Source organism: Bacillus sp. RC240 (assembly GCF_044907945.1).
Taxonomy (GTDB): Bacteria; Bacillota; Bacilli; order Bacillales; family Bacillaceae_G; genus Bacillus_A; species Bacillus_A mycoides.
On record NZ_JBIYCT010000005.1, the window covers coordinates 294,071 to 311,073 of the forward strand.

The following is a 17,003-nucleotide window of genomic DNA, read 5'->3' on the forward strand; positions in this document are numbered from 1 at the left end:
TAGGATAGCTTCTTTTTTATTTACGTTCCATTACCGCAAAGTAATTATTTTCATTATCAGCAAAGTTGAATGCTCTACCAGTAGGTAAATCTACAACTTGTCCAACTGTAACGTTTTTCTCAGAAAGATCTTTATACAGTTGATCTAAGTTATTAGAGAAGAACATAAGTGAAGGTGTATTTAAGTTTAATTCAGGTTGCATCTTCGCAATTAACGCCTTATCGTGAAGGACGATGCTTGTTCCAGCTTCTTTTGCCGGCGCAATTTCAATCCAGCGAAATCCTTGACCGTTATTTTCTTCCGCAACGATTTGGAATCCTACTGTTTCTGTCCAAAATTGTACTGATTCATCTTGGTTATTTACATATAACATAATTTGTCCAATTTGATTAATCATAGGTGTGTCCTACTTTCTTTTCTTATATGAAATACTATCCCGCATTAACGGGCAGTAAGACCCCTACCTCAAAATTCAGCAAAAGAAAAGAAGTTAAGTGGGGATCGGGCTGCCCGTTAATGCCCGATTGGTGAGGGCTGATAATCAGTGGGGGATGAAGAACCCCTCCACTGATTAAAGTTTCACTTTATTATATCAAAGATATGGTTTGAATACCTTTTCGTGATTTTTCCGAAGTACAATCTTCGCCCATTTCATATTTGTCGTAGGGGAAGGCCCTGTAACCCACGTGTGAAATGGTAGTATGCTACCAATGACCATTGCTGAAATAGAGGTTGTGGTCGTTAATATAAATAATAATAGGCTATATAATATTGTGTTTTCTTGCAATGTAAATAAAGAAAGAAATTTTGTACATAGTTGTAAGAAGAAAAAATGAGCTAAATAAGCGCCATACGTGTAATTCCCGATAAAGCGTAAAGCTTTATATAAGAAACCACGTCGCTGTACAATTGTAATAGATAACACGTACAGTATCATAATTTCACAAACAATATATAAAAACATGGACGGTTTTATATAAGTAGAAACCGTTAAATGAATAGAATTGGCGCCGTAAAAACTAAATAACTCATAATTGATGAATAAAAATAAGATGAAAAATAGTATTGTGATAAGCGGAATATGTTTCATGACAAATATACGCCAAGTTTTTAATGATACAGCAGCTATTCCTCCCATGACGAAATAGAATGAGTAGAAGAAGAAGGAACGATCTGTATAATGTAAAATGGTTGAACTAGTCAGTTTCTCTCCATTAAAAATGTAGTGGGAAGAATACCACATTAAGAAGAAATATAGACAAGCGAAAATGGTCATATATTTATATATGTCTTTTTTATTTTCTGTTCGTTTTTGAAACCAATAAAATAGTGTGCATAGTAACGGGAACAATAAGTGAATTTGGAACATCATAATAACGTACCAAAGATGAGGTGCAGCTGTTCCGAGTAATAAACTTTTTATTCCGCCTTGTAGTGTAATGACATCGTTTGTTGTTAATAGATAAAGAATAGACCAAAAGAAATAAGGGATGAGTAAATGTGTGGATTTTTCATAAATATACTCTGTATAAACGAGTTTCTTCGTATATTGCCGAATTAAATGGAAGCCGACGATAAATATGAATGCAGGTGCTGAAAATTTTGCAAGATTAAATAGCATGCCCATAATGAGGGATTGCTCGAGTAAGACATTTCCTTGATTCATTGTATATAATAAGGAACTTTGCAAAACGACAGCAAGAAATGCAATGCTTTGCAAAACTTTGAATTCTGGTGCGCTTTGAGTCATTGTATCCATCTCCTTTTCCATACATGATTATAGTACGGAGAATGGATAATGGATGTGGAATATTTGTGAAGATTATAACAAAATTGTGGCGGGATGGGATTATATCGACGTTTCGACAAATAACAACAAAAAAGAGGATGCTCAAAGCGAGCATCCTCTTTCTATATATTAAGCAAATTTATTTTTGATCCAGTTTTTACCTTCTACAAGGCGAGCTGTCATTACGGCACAAGCGTTATCTCCTGTTACGTTTAACACTGTTGCAGGAGGATCGATGATTGTACTAATTGCTGCGATAATTGGCAATGCTTCTGGTGGGAATCCGTATAGAGAAACGATTAACATTTCACCAATCATACCCCCGCCCGGAATAGCACCCATTACTGTTCCTACTAATAGAGAAACAACAAGTGCAATTGCTAATGTTTTCGGTCCTTCGAATTCCATGTTGAAAATACCGAATAAGAAAGCAATTTTTAATACGCCGCCTAAAACAGATCCGTCTTTATGAAGTGTAGATCCAAGAAGGACAACTGTTTCACGAACGTCAGAAGAAATACCCATTTTCTTCGTTGCTTCTAAGTTCGATGGAATACTTGCGGCACTACTACAAGTTGCAAGTGATGTAACTGTAGGAGAGACCATGTTCTTCCAAAATATTTGTACACCTTGTTTGCGACCTGCAAGGTACGCATAGAATGTAAAGAATACAAAGAAGTAAATAAGAGAAGCTGGATAGTATACCATTGCAGCTCGGAAGTAAGTTCCAAGAAGTTGTGGTCCGAATTCACCAACTAATGCTGCGAAGTAGGCAGCTAGTCCGATTGGAGCGTAGTACATAATGAAAGATACGACTTTCATTGAAATTTCTGCACCAGCTTGTAGGAATGTAGCGAATGGTTTCCCTTTTTCACCAACTGCTGAAGTTGCAACCCCCATTAAGATAGAGAAGAAAATAAGAGCTAGCATGTTCTCGCGAGATAGTAACTTTGAAAAGTCTGATACTGTTATGATACCAACAATTTGATCAGCAACACTAACTGCTTTTTCAGCTTTATCAGGCTGCGTTAGTTCTAATACAACACCTTGTGCTGGCGGGAATACTTTCACGATAATAATCATAAAAATAGCAGCTAAAATACTTGTAAATAAGAAAGTTCCAGCCATACTAGACATAATTTTACCGAAACGTTTTAATCCATCCATATTAGCAATAGATGACGCGATGCTAAAGAACACTAACGGTACAACAATCGTAAACATTAAGTTTAAGAAAATGTCACCAAGCGGCTTTAAAGCAACTGCATCGGCACCCATGAAATAACCAATGAAACCACCAATTAGGATAGAAGATAATAAAATAAGCGGAAAGCGATATGCCTTCATAAATATATCCTCCTATCGATTATAAAAAATCATACTGAATCATTATAGCGAGTTAGAGACTTCTTTACTAGGAAAATACGGATAGATGGAATAGCGTGAAAACCGAGAAATTTTTGTTTTTAAGCTCGGCATACAGTTAGAAATCTAGACATATATATTTGTAACCTAGTGGTGGCAAGGGCTACACCATAACTTAGGTTTGGAAAAAGGGGGAGGGGAGCGAGATGAATATTTTACTTTGCTGTGCAGCGGGAATGTCTTCCAGTTTGATTGTTACAAAAATGGAGAAAGCAGCAGAGGCAAGAGGGATAGAGGTAAAGATTTGGGCAGTATCAGGTTCAGAAGTGCGAAATCATATTGATACTGCAGATGTACTTTTACTTGGACCGCAAGTACGTTATTTATTACCGAAAATGAAGGAATTATGTAAGGAGAAGGGAATACCTGTTGATGTCATTCAATCCGTCCATTACGGACTTTGTAATGGAGAGGCTATCTTACAAGCAGCTTTGTCCATGAAACCATGAGGAGAGTGGGATAGATGATAAAGTTTTTAGAGAAATATGTGATGCCAGTGGCAGGGAAGGTTGCAGAGCAGAGGCATTTGCAAGCGATTCGTGATGGAATTGTTTTAACGATGCCTTTCTTAATTATTGGATCATTTTTCCTTATTATTAGTGCATTACCAATACCAGGATATAATGATTTTATGGCAGGTTTATTTGGTGAGAATTGGCAGAGGGCTTTAGGGTATCCAGTTAGTGCAACTTTTAATATAATGGCTTTAATAGCCGTTTTTGGAATCGCTTACAGACTTGGAGAATATTATAAAGTGGACGCTTTAGCATCTGGAGCATTGTCGCTTGTGACGTTTTTACTTGCAACTCCATTTCAAGTTGCATATATTATACCAGGCACGAAGGAAAGTGTGATTGTAGATGGAGCAATCCCAGCGGCGCTAATGGGAAGCCAAGGTTTATTTGTAGCGATGATTATTGCAATTATATCTACTGAACTTTATCGGTTTATTGTACAAAAAAAGATGATTATAAAGATGCCGGAGACAGTTCCACCAGCTGTGACACGTTCATTTGCGGCACTTGTTCCAGGTTTTATTGTTGTAACGGTTATTTGGATTTTGCGCTTAATTATAGAAAATACTTCTTTTGGCAGTATCCATAATATTGTGGGGCAAATTTTACAGGAACCACTTAGTGTACTTGGTGCTAGTCTTTGGGGCGCAATAATAGCAGTTATTCTCGTTCATGTTCTTTGGTCGTGTGGAATTCATGGTGCTACTATTGTTGGTGGTGTAATGAGCCCTGTTTGGTTGTCGTTAATGGATCAAAACCGAGTTGCTTTCCAAGCAGGGCAAGATGTACCGAATACAATTACCGCACAGTTTTTTGATTTATGGATTTATATGGGTGGTTCTGGTGCAACACTCGCTTTAGTTGTAGGAATGTTACTATTTGCGCGAAGTCAGCAATTAAAAAGTTTAGGGCGATTGTCAATTGCGCCTGGTATATTTAATATTAATGAAATGGTAACTTTTGGTATGCCGATTGTAATGAATCCAATTTTACTTATTCCATTTATACTGGTTCCAGTTGTGTTAACGGTTGTTTCTTACTTTGCAATGGAATGGGGATGGGTCGCACGTCCGAGCGGAGCGGCTGTACCTTGGACGACACCTATTCTTTTTAGTGGATATTTAGGATCAGGCGGGAAAATTTCAGGTGTTGTTTTACAACTTGTTAACTTTGCACTTGCATTCTTTATTTACTTACCGTTCTTAAAAATATGGGATAAACAAAAAGTAGCGGAAGAAAAGGGGGAGTAAAGAACTAAAATGGATACGATAGAGACGAAAGCTTTTCACTTAATTTTGCATGGTGGTAATGCGAGAAGCTGCTCAATGGAAGCAATTGATTGTGCAAAGCGCGGTGAATTTCAGGAAGCAGAAGCGAAACTACAAGAAGCTTTAAATGAATTGCAAGAGGCGCATCGCTTACAAACAGAGCTCATACAGAAAGAGGCTGCCGGGGAAAAAACCGAAGTTACCCTTCTGATGGTGCATGCACAAGATCATTTAATGAACGCAATTACGGTGAAGGAATTGGCGAGTGAGTTTGTAGAATTATATAGGAAGATGTCGGTGGATGAATGAACCTTGCTTAGGCAAGGTTTTTTTATGTGTTAAAAAATAATTTAGTGTTTTTTTGTTTAAACACAACTAGACAACTAAACACTAATCTATTTTCATACAGTTATGTGTTAAAAGTGAGGTGTTTTATAACACACTGTGTGTTTTCTGGGGGACACACTGATTGAAAGCGGTAACACACAAAGAAATCACTCGAAAAAACGCTGATTTTAGGCGTTTTGAAAAGTTGGCACGCTAATTGCAATAATAAATAGCGTAAAGAAAAATAAATAAAACATAAAATTTTTATACTACACAAGGGGGATTTATAAATGAATATTTTATTATGTTGTTCAGCAGGGATGTCTACAAGTTTACTAGTTACAAAAATGGAAGCGGCTGCAAAAGCTCGTGGTCTAGAAGGTAAAATTTGGGCTGTATCTGGGGATGCAGTAAAAAACAATATCGATCAAGCAGATGTATTATTACTAGGACCACAAGTTCGTTACATGCTTTCTACAATGAAAACGCTTGCCGATGAGAAAAATGTTGGAGTCGATGTTATTAACTCAATGCACTACGGCATGATGAATGGAGAAGCAGTTTTAGATCACGCATTAACACTTAAAAAATAATTAGGGGGGAAGCGAAATGCAAAAATTTATTGCATTTATGGAGAAGTATATTGTTCCTGTCGCTGGTAAAATCGGATCGCAACGTCACTTAGCTGCGATCCGTGATGGATTTATTGCAGTTATGCCACTTATTTTAGTTGGTGCATTGGCATCACTAATTAATGGTTTTCCGTCTGAAGCTTTCCAAGAGTTCATGAAAGGTTTGTTTGGTGAAACGTGGAAACAAGTTGGCGGTGGAATGTGGACTGGTTCTTTCGCAATTCTAGCACTAATCATAGCATTTACAACAAGTTATAACTTAGCAAAATCTTACGGCGTTGATGGTTTGTCAGCAGGTATTATTTCATTTGGTGCGTTAATTATTCTTACGCCAACAACACCGAAAGAAGGCGGATTGAACTTAGCTTGGACAGGGGCACAAGGGCTATTTGTAGCAATTATCGTGGCACTCCTTGTTACTGAGGTATTCCGTTTCTTTGTACAAAGAAACATTACTTTTAAAATGCCTGATGGAGTACCACCAGCAGTTTTAAGATCTTTCGCAGCTATAGTTCCAGCATTTGTTATCTTAACAGCAGTTGCAGGTATTCAATTAGCAGTGAAATTAGCTGGTACAAGTGTTCATGAATTTATCTTTAATACGATTCAATCACCACTGCAAAGTTTAGCAGGGACATTACCAAGTGCAATTGTCATTGTACTCCTTGTTCATCTTCTTTGGTTCTTCGGTTTACATGGGCCAAATATCGTTGGTGGTATTATTGAGCCATTATACTTACCGGCATTAGAGAAAAATATGAAGTTATTCCAAGGTGGTACATCTGCATTTGATGTTCCAAACATTATTACAAAACCATTCTTTGATACTTTTGTATATCTTGGTGGTTCTGGTGCAACATTAGCGTTCTTAGTGGTCGTATTACTTGTAGCAAAAAGTGCACAATTACGCGGTGTATCTCGCTTATCAATTGGACCAGGTGCATTCAATATTAACGAACCAGTAATCTTTGGTACACCAATTATTTTAAATCCAATTTTATTCTTACCGTTTATCCTAACACCAATTGTATTAGTAATTACTTCTTATACAGCTCTATCTATTGGTTGGGTACCAAAAACAGTTGTGATGATTCCATGGGCAACACCACCAATTATTAGTGGTTATCTTGTAACAGGTGGACATCTTTCAGGTGCAATTCTACAGTTATTCAACTTTGTAATTGCGATGGTAATCTACTATCCATTCGTTGTATTATCTGACCGTTCTGTTGTTCGTACTGAAAAAGCAGCAGCACAAGGAAATAACAACTCTGTACCTATGTAACATAAAGATTGTTCTCACAGACGATATTGTCTGTGAGAACAATTACCTTTATATCATGTTCAGAAAGATGAAACCCATCTACAAGAACACCAAACTATCATTAATAAAATAATAATTTAATAGAAATGTTCAAACTGAAGGGGTATTTAAATCGGTTGAACCATAATAGAGAGGGCGGTAATTATGATGACTACAGCAGAACAAATTCCATTCCAATTAATTTTAAATAGTGGTAATGCACGAAGCTTTGCAATGGAGGCACTGCAATTCGCCAAACAGGGGAAAATGGCAGAAGCTGATGAAGCGATGGTAAAGGCGAAAGAAGCGATTAATGAAGCGCATCATTTCCAAACAGAGCTCATACAATCAGAAGCAAGAGGGGAAAAAACAGAGATTAGTGTTCTCTTAATTCATGCGCAAGATCATTTAATGAATTCTATTACGGTAAAAGAATTAGCGGCAGAATTTATTGACCTTTATAAAAAGCTAGAAGCGAAAGGGGAATAAAGCATGACTGGAATTAAAATTGCTACAATCGGCGGTGGCTCTAGTTATACACCAGAGTTAATTGAAGGGTTTATTAAACGTTATGACGAGCTTCCTGTTCGTGAAATTTGGTTAGTAGATATTGAGGCAGGAAAAGAGAAGTTAGAAATCGTTGGTGACTTAGCGAAACGTATGGTGAAAAAATCAGGTTTACCAATTGATATTCATTTAACACTTGATCGCCGTGAGGCATTAAAAGATGCTGACTTCGTAACAACGCAGCTTCGCGTTGGTTTGTTAGAAGCACGTGCAAAAGATGAAGCAATTCCATTAAAATATGATGTAATTGGTCAGGAAACGAATGGTCCTGGTGGTTTGTTCAAAGCGCTGAGAACGATTCCTGTTATTTTAGATATTTGTAAGGATATGGAGGAACTTTGTCCGAATGCATGGTTAATTAACTTTGCGAATCCGGCTGGTATGGTAACAGAAGCTGTCCTTCGTTATACAAACATTCAAAGAGTAGTTGGTCTGTGTAACGTTCCAATTGGAATTCGTATGGGTCTTGCGAGATTACTTGAAGTAGATGCAAGCCGGGTACACGTTGATTTCGCTGGTTTAAATCATATGGTATACGGATTAGATGTATACTTGGATGGCGTAAGCGTAATGGATCGTGTATTAGAACTTGTAACAGATCCAGAAAAGCAAATTACGATGGAAAACATTGCTGCGCTTAACTGGGAGCCAGACTTTATTCGCGGTCTTCGTGCAATTCCGTGTCCATATCATCGTTACTACTATAAAACACGTGAAATGTTGGAAGAAGAGAAAGCAGCTTCGATTGAAAAAGGTACACGTGCAGAAGTAGTAAAACAATTAGAAGATGATTTATTCGAGCTATATAAAGACCCGAATTTAGATATTAAGCCACCACAATTAGAAAAGCGCGGCGGAGCTTATTATAGTGACGCAGCATGTAGCTTAATTACGTCTATTTACAATAATAAAGGTGATATCCAGCCTGTTAATACACGAAACAACGGAACAATTGCAAGCTTGCCACATGATTCGGCTGTTGAAGTGAACTGTATTATTACGAAAGAAGGTCCAAAACCAATTGCGGTCGGAGACTTACCGGTACCAGTTCGCGGTTTAGTACAGCAAATTAAATCATTTGAGCGCACAACAATTGAAGCTGCTGTTACAGGGGATTATCATAAGGCGCTGCTTGCTATGACAATTAACCCACTTGTACCATCAGATAAAGTTGCAAAACAAATTTTAGATGAAATGTTGGAAGCACATAAAGAACATCTTCCACAATTCTTTAAGAAGATAGAGAAATAAAAAGCGGCGCTGTTTAGCCCGCTTTTTTTAATTCTAGTAGGAGGTATTGCGATGATTAAACTAATTGTAAATGCAGATGATTTCGGTCTTACGGAAGGTACAAATTACGGAATTATTGATGGACATAAAAACGGGATTGTAAATTCAACGACGATGATGATGAATATGCCAGGGACAGAGCATGCCGTACGCTTAGCGAAAGAGTATAAAACGTTAGGAGTAGGAGTTCATCTCGTATTAACGGCAGGAGAACCGCTTCTTAAAGACGTTCCATCACTTGTAAGTAGCGATGGATTGTTTCATAAACAAAGTGTTGTATGGGAAGGAAATATAAATCCAGAAGAGGTAGAAAAAGAATGGACTGCTCAAATTGAGAAGTTTTTATCTTACGGATTAACACCAACTCATTTAGATAGTCATCATCACGTGCATGGATTACCGCTTTTACATGACGTTCTTGAGAGATTAGCGGCTAAGTATAATGTTCCAATTCGTCGTTGTGAAGAAGAGCGAGCGGTGCGCCCATTTTCAGATGTGTTTTACAGTGACTTTTACGCTGACGGTGTGACGGAAGATTACTTTGTGCAGTTAAAAGAAAGAGTACAGGATGAGCAAACGGTAGAAATTATGGTGCATCCAGCTTATATTGACCCAGAGCTTGTGAAGCGTTCTTCTTACGTAATGGATCGCGTGAAAGAGTTGCGTATTTTAACGGAGAGTGAGTTGCCTGAGGGAATGGAGCTTGTGAAGTTTTAATAGGCAAACGACGGCTAAATGGGGCCGTCGTTTTTTGTGCTTACAAAATGGATAGAACATATCCACCGAAGGCCCCGAGTATAACGATAACCCAAGGTGGTGTTTTCCAAAAAGCGAGTAAGCAAAATAGAAGAGAAGCAAAAACGAAATCTACAGAATTCATAATTGTACTCGTCCAAATTGGATCATAAAAAGCTGCAAGTAAAATGCCGACAACGGCTGCGTTTACTCCAAGTAGTGCACCTTGTATGTAAGATAATCTCCTTACACTGTCCCAAAATGGTAAAACGCCAACAACGAGCAGGAAGGCAGGAAGAAAGATAGCGATCGTTGCAACAACTGCTCCGGCGGTTCCATTTAGCACTGCTCCTATATAAGAAGCGAATGTAAATAGTGGCCCTGGCACTGCTTGTGTTAATCCGTATCCAGCAAGAAATTGTTCTTTTGTCATCATCCCGTTTTGTACAAACTCACTTTCAAGAAGAGGAAGTACGACGTGCCCTCCGCCAAATACAAGTGCACCAGAGCGATAGAAGCTGTCAAATAAAGAGATGAAATAAGAGTATGGTCGTAACATCGGTAACAGTATTAATAGTCCGAAGAATAAGACGAGACAAGATATGGCTACCATTTTTGAAATAGGTACGTTTATTTTATGAGCTTGGCTAACTGGTTGATCGCGATATAAAAACCAACCGATGAAACCAGATACTATAATGAGAATTACTTGTGTCCAGCTACTTGGCCATAATAGGGCGATTGCGGCAGTTGCAATTGCGATTGTTGCACGGTTTCGGTCTGGTGTTAACTTTTGAGCCATTCCCCATATTGCATGAGCGACAATTGCGACCGCTACAAGTTTCAGTCCGTGAATCCAGCCAGTACTTCCAAGCTCGAATTGGTTAAGAAATGAAGCGAAGAAAACTAAAACGAGCACAGATGGGAGAGTGAATCCGATCCATGAAATAATGGCTCCTAATAATCCGCCGCGCAATAAGCCAACTCCCATACCGACTTGGCTGCTAGCAGGGCCAGGAAGGAATTGACATAGTGCTACTAAGTCTCCGTAACTTCGTTCATCCATCCATTTTCTTTTTTGCACGTATTCATGATGAAAATAACCAAGATGGGCGACGGGACCACCAAATGAAGTAAGTCCTAATTTAAATGATACGAGAAAAATCTCTATTAATGATTGGAAAGAGTAGTTATTATTTTTCAAAATTTCCTCCTAGACTGTTTTTCTAAGTGCATTATACAAGAGGGAGTAAAGCAAAAGAAACGATTTTAATGTAAAGATTGTGTGAATCTTTTCTTCGTAATTAAAATTTGAAAAAGTCATAAATGATTATGTCTAAACCATAAAGTAGTAGAAGTAGTGCTGGGAAATTTATATGAGGAGAATGCCCGTATGACAACACATTTCTTTGCTAGGTTAACAGGAAAGAGGGAAGTACCTCCTGTAAATACAGAAGCTTACGGTGTAACAGAGCTCATTTTTAGTGAAGATTTAAAGAAGTTGCAATATCGGGTCATATTAAAAAATATAAAAAAAATCACGTCATGCCAAATTCATTTAGGAAAAGCGAATCAAATTGGTCCAGTTATTTTAAGTTTGTTTGGTCCGTTAGAGCAAGGAATTAGTGTGAATGAAGGAGTCGTTACTGGTGTAGCTAGAATAGAGGATTTTGAAGGGCCTTTACAGGGGAGAGCATTTGACAGCTTGTTTCAAGAGATAATGCAAGCAAATGTATATGTAAATGTTAATACGAAATCTAATAAAAAGGGAGAAATAAGGGGGAGAATAAGGGAAGTAAAGAAGTAAGCGAAAAGGCTGTCCAAAAAACATTTTGGAACAGCCTTTTCTGCTATAAGGTGCAAATTTTAGCGATTATTGTCAGTAAATCGATATATTTTGAAAATCGCTGATATAATCCGGGTTACGCCGATATATTTAAAAAATCGCTGATATAATTCGTGTTACGGTCGATATATTTAAAAAACTGCCTAGTTTAATTTTTTACAGGTTGATTTTTAATGAAGAAGTCCATTATATAAAATACTTCGTCATCTGGGATTTGTATCTCAAATGTATTTTCAATAGGTTGCAATGCTTTTTTCACTTTCATATACATCCAGTACTCATCTTGTCTTCGTTTCTCTTTATCAGGATGAGGGAGGAGACTTTCGCCTTTTTGAAGACGGTCAACCATGCAGCTCATATGCAAAATCACACCCATTAAACTGTCGGGAGTTAGCTGTAAAGAAATCAATTCTTGAATTGTATTTAATGCATAACGAATTGTTTTAATAAGTAATGCTCCATCGTTACGCTGCATTTGTTGTTCAAGAATATCAGCCATTTTTGCATAGGTTTCTTCATACGTAATCAATTCTTGAATTGGTTGAATAGCTGTGTAGTTCACAATATCTTGGAAATGATATGTTAAGCAAGGTATTTGCATATCGAAATTCGTGACGATACAAATGATATTACGCTCTTTTTTTATGTTCTCGATCATTTTCGTTAAATCTTTTTCATGAACGATGCTAATCGGAATAATTTCAATTAAGTCTTTATCAAAGCGTAAATAGTTCTCTAACATTTTTTGAATTGCTAAAGCACTTCCTTCACCGGTTAAACAAGCTGTTAAAATCACGGATTTCATTGGCGATAGTGGCTTTTTCTTTTCTTCCTGTACGTTTAAATAGAACGGCGTTAAGTTCTTCACTGTTTCGTAGAGTGCATCTAATGAATAGCCAAGTTGAGCTTTTCGAGCTGCTTCTAGTGCGTGTGGTGTACTCGTCATGGAAAGAACACGTACAGGGATTTTGAATTCAGTTTCTAATATATCACCAATATAAGCGAGAGACCCCATATCAACAAGTAAGAGAAGCCCGTTTACATTTTGAAGTGTTTTCATATACACTTTAACACGCTCTAAGAAGTCTTTTGGTGATTCATGCAAGGGCATATCGATACCAGTTACTTCATCAATACCGAGAAGTTCGTTTGCAACGTTTGCCATTTCTGTTGCGATACCATTACCGTGTGCTAATATTAATACTTTTACTTCTGTTTGTGAGGCAGGAATTGGATCAACAACGAAGAACATTGTTAAAAAGCCAGCTTCATCAATAGGTATTGTTATTTGTAATTCTTCTTCTAATAGCTGAATACATTGCATAGCTACGGAAAAAGCTTCTTTATATTTCGTGCGAATTTGATTTAATTGTGGGTGGTGAATTTGTTTCCCACCCTGCAAACGTTGTAGAGTTGTCTGTACATGTAAACTTAAAGCGAGAAATACTTTTTCATCGAAAGTTTTAGATAAATATTTTTCAGCTAGTTCCGCAATTTTTTCACATACGGAAACGATATTACGATCCACAATTTTAAAAACATTTTCATGACTTGTTTTTTTAGATATTTGGTTAAAGTATTGGACGAAAAAGCTTTGAATATCATTTTCTATTAGTAATTCTAATTCTTCCTCTTCAATGCCGCGTGCTTGAAGTTCTTCATATTTATAATCAATATAATCGTAAATAGAAGAGCGACTTCCTTCGGGTTTTATTGTATGTTTACTCCAACCTTCATCACCTGTAAATACAAATGTTTCATTTGGTATTTGATATAGATGACGGCTCTTTCTTTCAATAAATAATCCTTCTTTCATATACCAAGGTAAATCTGTACTTGAAACACAGACAGAATCACGTTTTTTTGTTACGAAATCAGAATAAGCTTTTGCACAGGCAATTTGTACGTCCGTTTTCAATTGGCCGATGTTATTTGGACAATTGTAAAAGACGAAAGCACGCATTGTATTTGGACTAACATGAATCTCTTTCCTTAGACGAATTGCTTCATTTGTGAAAAATAGCTGTAGTAAAGCAAACCGTTCTTTATGTGTTCGCTCACGAAGTGGTGGAAGCGTAACGGTCATCGGAATACGTCTTGTAAATGTTTTTAATAAAAATGAATTCGGTTCTTCGGTTGTTGCAGTAATAATCAACACTCGTGCCTTACGTTCATTTTCCGTTTCTCCAAGGCGGCGGTATACTCCGCGATCAATAAATGTGAAGAGCATCTCTTGTCCTTCTGGAGGAAGGCGATGTACTTCATCTAAGAAGAGGATTCCTTCATGTGCTTTTTCAATTAACCCTTTTTGATCACTGGCACCTGTGTAAGCTCCTTTTTTTATCCCAAATAACTGTCCAAGTAGTAGTTGTGGATTGTTTGCATAATCAGCACAGTTAAAGACGATAAAAGGTGCATCTTTTGGAAGTTGTTCCACTTCAATTGCGTATTCGTGCATTAAAGAAGCGAACATCGATTTTCCGACACCTGTTTCTCCAAGTAATAAAGTATGCATACCGTTTGGAGGATAGAGAATAGAAGCTTTTGCTTTTTCAATTGCAATTTTTAGGCTTGTATTTTCAATAGCAAATGTATCTAATGAAGTGCCTTTTTTTGAATGCGTTTCCAATGAAGAGTTCGTTTCTATATGAAAACGGACAGGGCGTGTACTCGTTTTTAATAAACGATTATCTTTCACAAGCTTGTTTAAATCGCTACTAACATTTGCACGGTCTAACTGTAGAAGTGTAGCGATTTCTGATGCTGTTATACCTTCTGTATAATTCCCTTTTTGTATTGCGTTAAAAATGAGATCTATTCGTTTCATTTCTATTCACCTCGAAACTTCATCACTATTTAAAATTTTACACAAAAATGAGAAGTGTGGGAAGAGAAAAATAAAGTGAAACTTTAATCAGTGGGGTTTTTGTTCATTCCCACTGATTATTAGCCTTCACCAATTGCCCGTTAACGCGGGGTAAAACAGCTTTAGTACATAGGCACTAAAGCTGTTACAATCTTGTGTCTTTCCAAAAATTCACTTCGAGATGTGAAGATGGATTGTAGGGAAGTAGTTTATATCCTTGTGAGTATAAATAATCAATTACTTTTGGGAGTATTTGCACTGTGACACTAGAATCATGCATTAAAATAACCTCTACTTGTTCATCGCTTTGATTTCGTACTCTTTCTAGTATTGCGGAAGGATTATCATAGCTTTTCCAGTCATATGTATCAATTGTCCAATCCCACATTTTATACTGGGCCGATACGAGTGCGTCACGGTAATTCTTTTTTAAGTAAGGCATGCTACCGTATGGGACCCGAACGAGATGTGTATTTAAATGTGTAACTTGCTGGACAATGCTTTGGGTTTGCTCCATTTCTGCAATTAAAACAGATGGATCGCCAGTATAAAGACGTTTTACATCATGCGACATACTATGGAGACCGATATAATGTCCATCTTTAATCAATCGCTCCATCGTTTTTTTATAATGTGGCACCTTTCCGCCAATAACGAAGAAAGTTGCTTTTCCGTTCTTCTCTTTTAAAATATTTAAAATTTGTGGTGTGTATTTATTTGGTCCGTCATCAAATGTTAAGTACGCAATTTTTGTTGTAGGAGAGGTAGTTTGAGTACTTTGGTAATCTTTTACTTGAATGTCTGTAGTAGCTTTTGTATTCGATGATGCGTACATAGTAATAGTTAAAAATAAAATTATACATTGAAGTAATCGCTTGATCATAACATTCACCCTCAGTTTGACAATCAAGATGTAAAAATGAAAATTTGATACTTTTTTCGTTATACGTATATCTTTCTCCAATAGAGGCACTCTCAAACAATCTATATTTTGGAAATGGGGAATAAGGATTAAAAAATAAAAAATAGCATCCTCTTATGAAAAGAGGATGCTATTTGAATATTTCATAATAGTAAAGGCTATACTACAATTAGTCTTCGCGTTTTTTCACTTTTTTATAGAAGGAAATAATTGGTTTGTAACGTTCGTGTACAAGACCGATTACTTCAGCAATGATTTCTGTAAAGAAGATTAAAATGAAAAGAAGAATAATGGATAACCATAATGTTGCACTACTGAAAATAATTGCATTTACACTAAAGAAAATACCCAATGCGTAAATAATTAGTACCGTTTTACGATGAGAGAATCCCATTGCAAGCAAACGGTGATGTAAATGCGATTTATCAGGTGCTGAAATAGGCTTTTTATTTACGATACGGCGGATAATTGCAAATGTCGTATCAAATATAGGTACACCTAAAATAATGATTGGAACGATAAAACTGAATAACGTTACGCTTTTGTATAATCCAAGTAACGATATAACAGAAATACAGTATCCTAAAAATAGTGCTCCTGTATCTCCCATGAAAATTTTTGCTGGATGGAAGTTGTAGAATAAAAATCCAATTGTACTTGCTAATGTAATCAGTGCTAGAGGTAATATAATAGCTGCTCCAGTACCCCATGGGCTAGTGAAGGCCATATATGCTAGCGTTGCAAGTACGATAGATGAAATCCCTGCGGATAATCCATCTAATCCATCAATTAAGTTGATGGCATTTGTAATACCTACAATCCAAAATACAGTAATTGGATAAGCAAGCCATCCGAGTTCAGTATCTCCAAGAATTGGAATATATAATACTTGCACTAATAATCCACTTTTTACAATCATGATGGCAACTAATAGTTGTCCACCGAATTTTACCCTCGCAGATAGTTCGTACATATCATCTAAAATCCCGATGATAACAATGATGATAGCACCTAAAGTTATCGATAACATTCTTTGTTCGTACAATCCACCGACAACAAACCCTACGGCTACACCGATGAAAATTGCTAACCCGCCAAGACGAGGCATAATTTTTTGGTGTACTTTACGCGCATTTGGCTTGTCTGTTGCTCCTATTTTGAAAGCTAATTTAATAACTAAAGGAGTAACGACGAGTACAGTGATGAAAGATGCCAAAATGGCATAAATCACTTGTGAGTCCATTAATACCCCACCCTTTATAGTTTAACGTAATTTTTTCAATCGTATTTATCTGAAAATTATGATGTTTGTTTACAGGCTCATAACATATGGTATCACAAAAAGATTAGAATTCAATCTTTTTTTCTTTTGACTGTAAAGGGGAGTGAATAGAATATATGACAATTGGATATGGAATGTTGTTTCCTTTGAGAAGGTTGATTTCATATTGTGGCTTGTAATATGACATTGTACTCTCCTCTCATATAGCGATGACTTTTGTTTCAGTATTATAAGTG

At 36.8% G+C, this 17,003-nt stretch carries 16 protein-coding genes; 9 read left to right on the forward strand and 7 right to left on the reverse strand.

Annotated features, from left to right (window positions below; genetic code table 11):
• Nucleotides 1-16 precede the first annotated feature (16 nt).
• The 3 genes from ABH955_RS18825 to ABH955_RS18835 all read right to left on the reverse strand — a co-directional run bounded on the left by ABH955_RS18825 (nucleotide 17) and on the right by ABH955_RS18835 (nucleotide 3,136).
• Entirely contained in the window at nucleotides 17-397 is a 381-nt protein-coding gene (locus ABH955_RS18825) for a VOC family protein (protein ID WP_219300911.1), read from the reverse strand.
• Nucleotides 398-592: 195 nt separating this feature from the next.
• Entirely contained in the window at nucleotides 593-1,750 is a 1,158-nt protein-coding gene (locus tag ABH955_RS18830) for an acyltransferase family protein (RefSeq protein ID WP_404491479.1), read from the reverse strand.
• Nucleotides 1,751-1,918: 168 nt separating this feature from the next.
• A complete protein-coding gene (locus ABH955_RS18835) occupies nucleotides 1,919-3,136 on the reverse strand; it encodes a dicarboxylate/amino acid:cation symporter (protein ID WP_002089631.1) in 1,218 nt (405 codons plus the stop codon).
• Between the two features lie 224 nt (nucleotides 3,137-3,360).
• Here ABH955_RS18835 and ABH955_RS18840 point away from each other — a divergent pair, with 224 nt between their 5' ends.
• The 8 genes from ABH955_RS18840 to chbG all read left to right on the forward strand — a co-directional run bounded on the left by ABH955_RS18840 (nucleotide 3,361) and on the right by chbG (nucleotide 9,833).
• Nucleotides 3,361-3,663: a PTS sugar transporter subunit IIB gene (locus tag ABH955_RS18840; protein WP_002139105.1), complete on the forward strand. Its 303-nt coding sequence runs from the start codon at nucleotides 3,361-3,363 to the stop codon at nucleotides 3,661-3,663.
• A 14-nt stretch (nucleotides 3,664-3,677) separates the two neighbouring features.
• Nucleotides 3,678-4,979, forward strand: coding sequence for a PTS cellobiose transporter subunit IIC (celB, locus tag ABH955_RS18845; protein ID WP_242247621.1), 1,302 nt, complete (start codon nucleotides 3,678-3,680; stop codon nucleotides 4,977-4,979).
• A gap of 9 nt (nucleotides 4,980-4,988) precedes the next feature.
• Nucleotides 4,989-5,306, forward strand: coding sequence for a PTS sugar transporter subunit IIA (locus tag ABH955_RS18850; RefSeq protein WP_002016162.1), 318 nt, complete (start codon nucleotides 4,989-4,991; stop codon nucleotides 5,304-5,306).
• A 308-nt stretch (nucleotides 5,307-5,614) separates the two neighbouring features.
• A complete protein-coding gene (locus tag ABH955_RS18855) occupies nucleotides 5,615-5,917 on the forward strand; it encodes a PTS sugar transporter subunit IIB (protein ID WP_002089627.1) in 303 nt (100 codons plus the stop codon).
• Nucleotides 5,918-5,933: 16 nt separating this feature from the next.
• Nucleotides 5,934-7,241: a PTS cellobiose transporter subunit IIC gene (gene celB / locus ABH955_RS18860; protein ID WP_012261997.1), complete on the forward strand. Its 1,308-nt coding sequence runs from the start codon at nucleotides 5,934-5,936 to the stop codon at nucleotides 7,239-7,241.
• A 183-nt stretch (nucleotides 7,242-7,424) separates the two neighbouring features.
• Nucleotides 7,425-7,748: a PTS lactose/cellobiose transporter subunit IIA gene (locus tag ABH955_RS18865; protein ID WP_000989054.1), complete on the forward strand. Its 324-nt coding sequence runs from the start codon at nucleotides 7,425-7,427 to the stop codon at nucleotides 7,746-7,748.
• Nucleotides 7,749-7,751: 3 nt separating this feature from the next.
• A complete protein-coding gene (celF, locus tag ABH955_RS18870) occupies nucleotides 7,752-9,077 on the forward strand; it encodes a 6-phospho-beta-glucosidase (protein ID WP_002034744.1) in 1,326 nt (441 codons plus the stop codon).
• 51 nt (nucleotides 9,078-9,128) lie between these two features.
• A complete protein-coding gene (gene chbG, locus ABH955_RS18875; RefSeq protein WP_404491482.1) occupies nucleotides 9,129-9,833 on the forward strand; it encodes a chitin disaccharide deacetylase in 705 nt (234 codons plus the stop codon).
• A gap of 40 nt (nucleotides 9,834-9,873) precedes the next feature.
• Here the strand turns inward: chbG and ABH955_RS18880 are convergent, their stop codons facing one another.
• Nucleotides 9,874-11,055, reverse strand: coding sequence for a chromate transporter (locus tag ABH955_RS18880; RefSeq protein WP_404491484.1), 1,182 nt, complete (start codon nucleotides 11,053-11,055; stop codon nucleotides 9,874-9,876).
• A gap of 189 nt (nucleotides 11,056-11,244) precedes the next feature.
• Between ABH955_RS18880 and exsM the strand changes: the two genes are divergently transcribed.
• Entirely contained in the window at nucleotides 11,245-11,658 is a 414-nt protein-coding gene (gene exsM / locus ABH955_RS18885) for an exosporium regulatory protein ExsM (protein ID WP_404491486.1), read from the forward strand.
• Between the two features lie 187 nt (nucleotides 11,659-11,845).
• Here exsM and ABH955_RS18890 read toward each other — a convergent pair whose 3' ends face one another.
• The 3 genes from ABH955_RS18890 to ABH955_RS18900 form a co-directional block, all read right to left on the reverse strand.
• Complete coding sequence (locus tag ABH955_RS18890) at nucleotides 11,846-14,524, reverse strand: sigma-54-dependent transcriptional regulator (protein WP_404491487.1); 2,679 nt, start codon at nucleotides 14,522-14,524, stop codon at nucleotides 11,846-11,848.
• Nucleotides 14,525-14,708: 184 nt separating this feature from the next.
• Nucleotides 14,709-15,446 carry a polysaccharide deacetylase family protein gene (locus ABH955_RS18895; protein WP_404454627.1) on the reverse strand — a complete coding sequence of 246 codons (738 nt, stop codon included), beginning with the start codon at nucleotides 15,444-15,446 and terminating at the stop codon, nucleotides 14,709-14,711.
• 208 nt (nucleotides 15,447-15,654) lie between these two features.
• Complete coding sequence (locus tag ABH955_RS18900; RefSeq protein ID WP_002068377.1) at nucleotides 15,655-16,728, reverse strand: glycosyltransferase family 4 protein; 1,074 nt, start codon at nucleotides 16,726-16,728, stop codon at nucleotides 15,655-15,657.
• Nucleotides 16,729-17,003: the final 275 nt, after the last annotated feature.

Coding starts and splice junctions, on each gene's coding strand:
- chbG (WP_404491482.1), top strand. CDS start 9,129: ATGATTAAACTAATTGTAAATGCAGATGATTTCGGTCTTACGGAAGGT.
- ABH955_RS18855 (WP_002089627.1), top strand. CDS start 5,615: ATGAATATTTTATTATGTTGTTCAGCAGGGATGTCTACAAGTTTACTA.
- celB (WP_242247621.1), top strand. CDS start 3,678: ATGATAAAGTTTTTAGAGAAATATGTGATGCCAGTGGCAGGGAAGGTT.
- ABH955_RS18890 (WP_404491487.1), bottom strand. CDS start 14,524: ATGAAACGAATAGATCTCATTTTTAACGCAATACAAAAAGGGAATTAT.
- ABH955_RS18900 (WP_002068377.1), bottom strand. CDS start 16,728: ATGGACTCACAAGTGATTTATGCCATTTTGGCATCTTTCATCACTGTA.
- celF (WP_002034744.1), top strand. CDS start 7,752: ATGACTGGAATTAAAATTGCTACAATCGGCGGTGGCTCTAGTTATACA.
- ABH955_RS18865 (WP_000989054.1), top strand. CDS start 7,425: ATGATGACTACAGCAGAACAAATTCCATTCCAATTAATTTTAAATAGT.
- ABH955_RS18830 (WP_404491479.1), bottom strand. CDS start 1,750: ATGACTCAAAGCGCACCAGAATTCAAAGTTTTGCAAAGCATTGCATTT.
- ABH955_RS18895 (WP_404454627.1), bottom strand. CDS start 15,446: ATGATCAAGCGATTACTTCAATGTATAATTTTATTTTTAACTATTACT.
- ABH955_RS18825 (WP_219300911.1), bottom strand. CDS start 397: ATGATTAATCAAATTGGACAAATTATGTTATATGTAAATAACCAAGAT.
- celB (WP_012261997.1), top strand. CDS start 5,934: ATGCAAAAATTTATTGCATTTATGGAGAAGTATATTGTTCCTGTCGCT.
- ABH955_RS18840 (WP_002139105.1), top strand. CDS start 3,361: ATGAATATTTTACTTTGCTGTGCAGCGGGAATGTCTTCCAGTTTGATT.
- exsM (WP_404491486.1), top strand. CDS start 11,245: ATGACAACACATTTCTTTGCTAGGTTAACAGGAAAGAGGGAAGTACCT.
- ABH955_RS18850 (WP_002016162.1), top strand. CDS start 4,989: ATGGATACGATAGAGACGAAAGCTTTTCACTTAATTTTGCATGGTGGT.
- ABH955_RS18835 (WP_002089631.1), bottom strand. CDS start 3,136: ATGAAGGCATATCGCTTTCCGCTTATTTTATTATCTTCTATCCTAATT.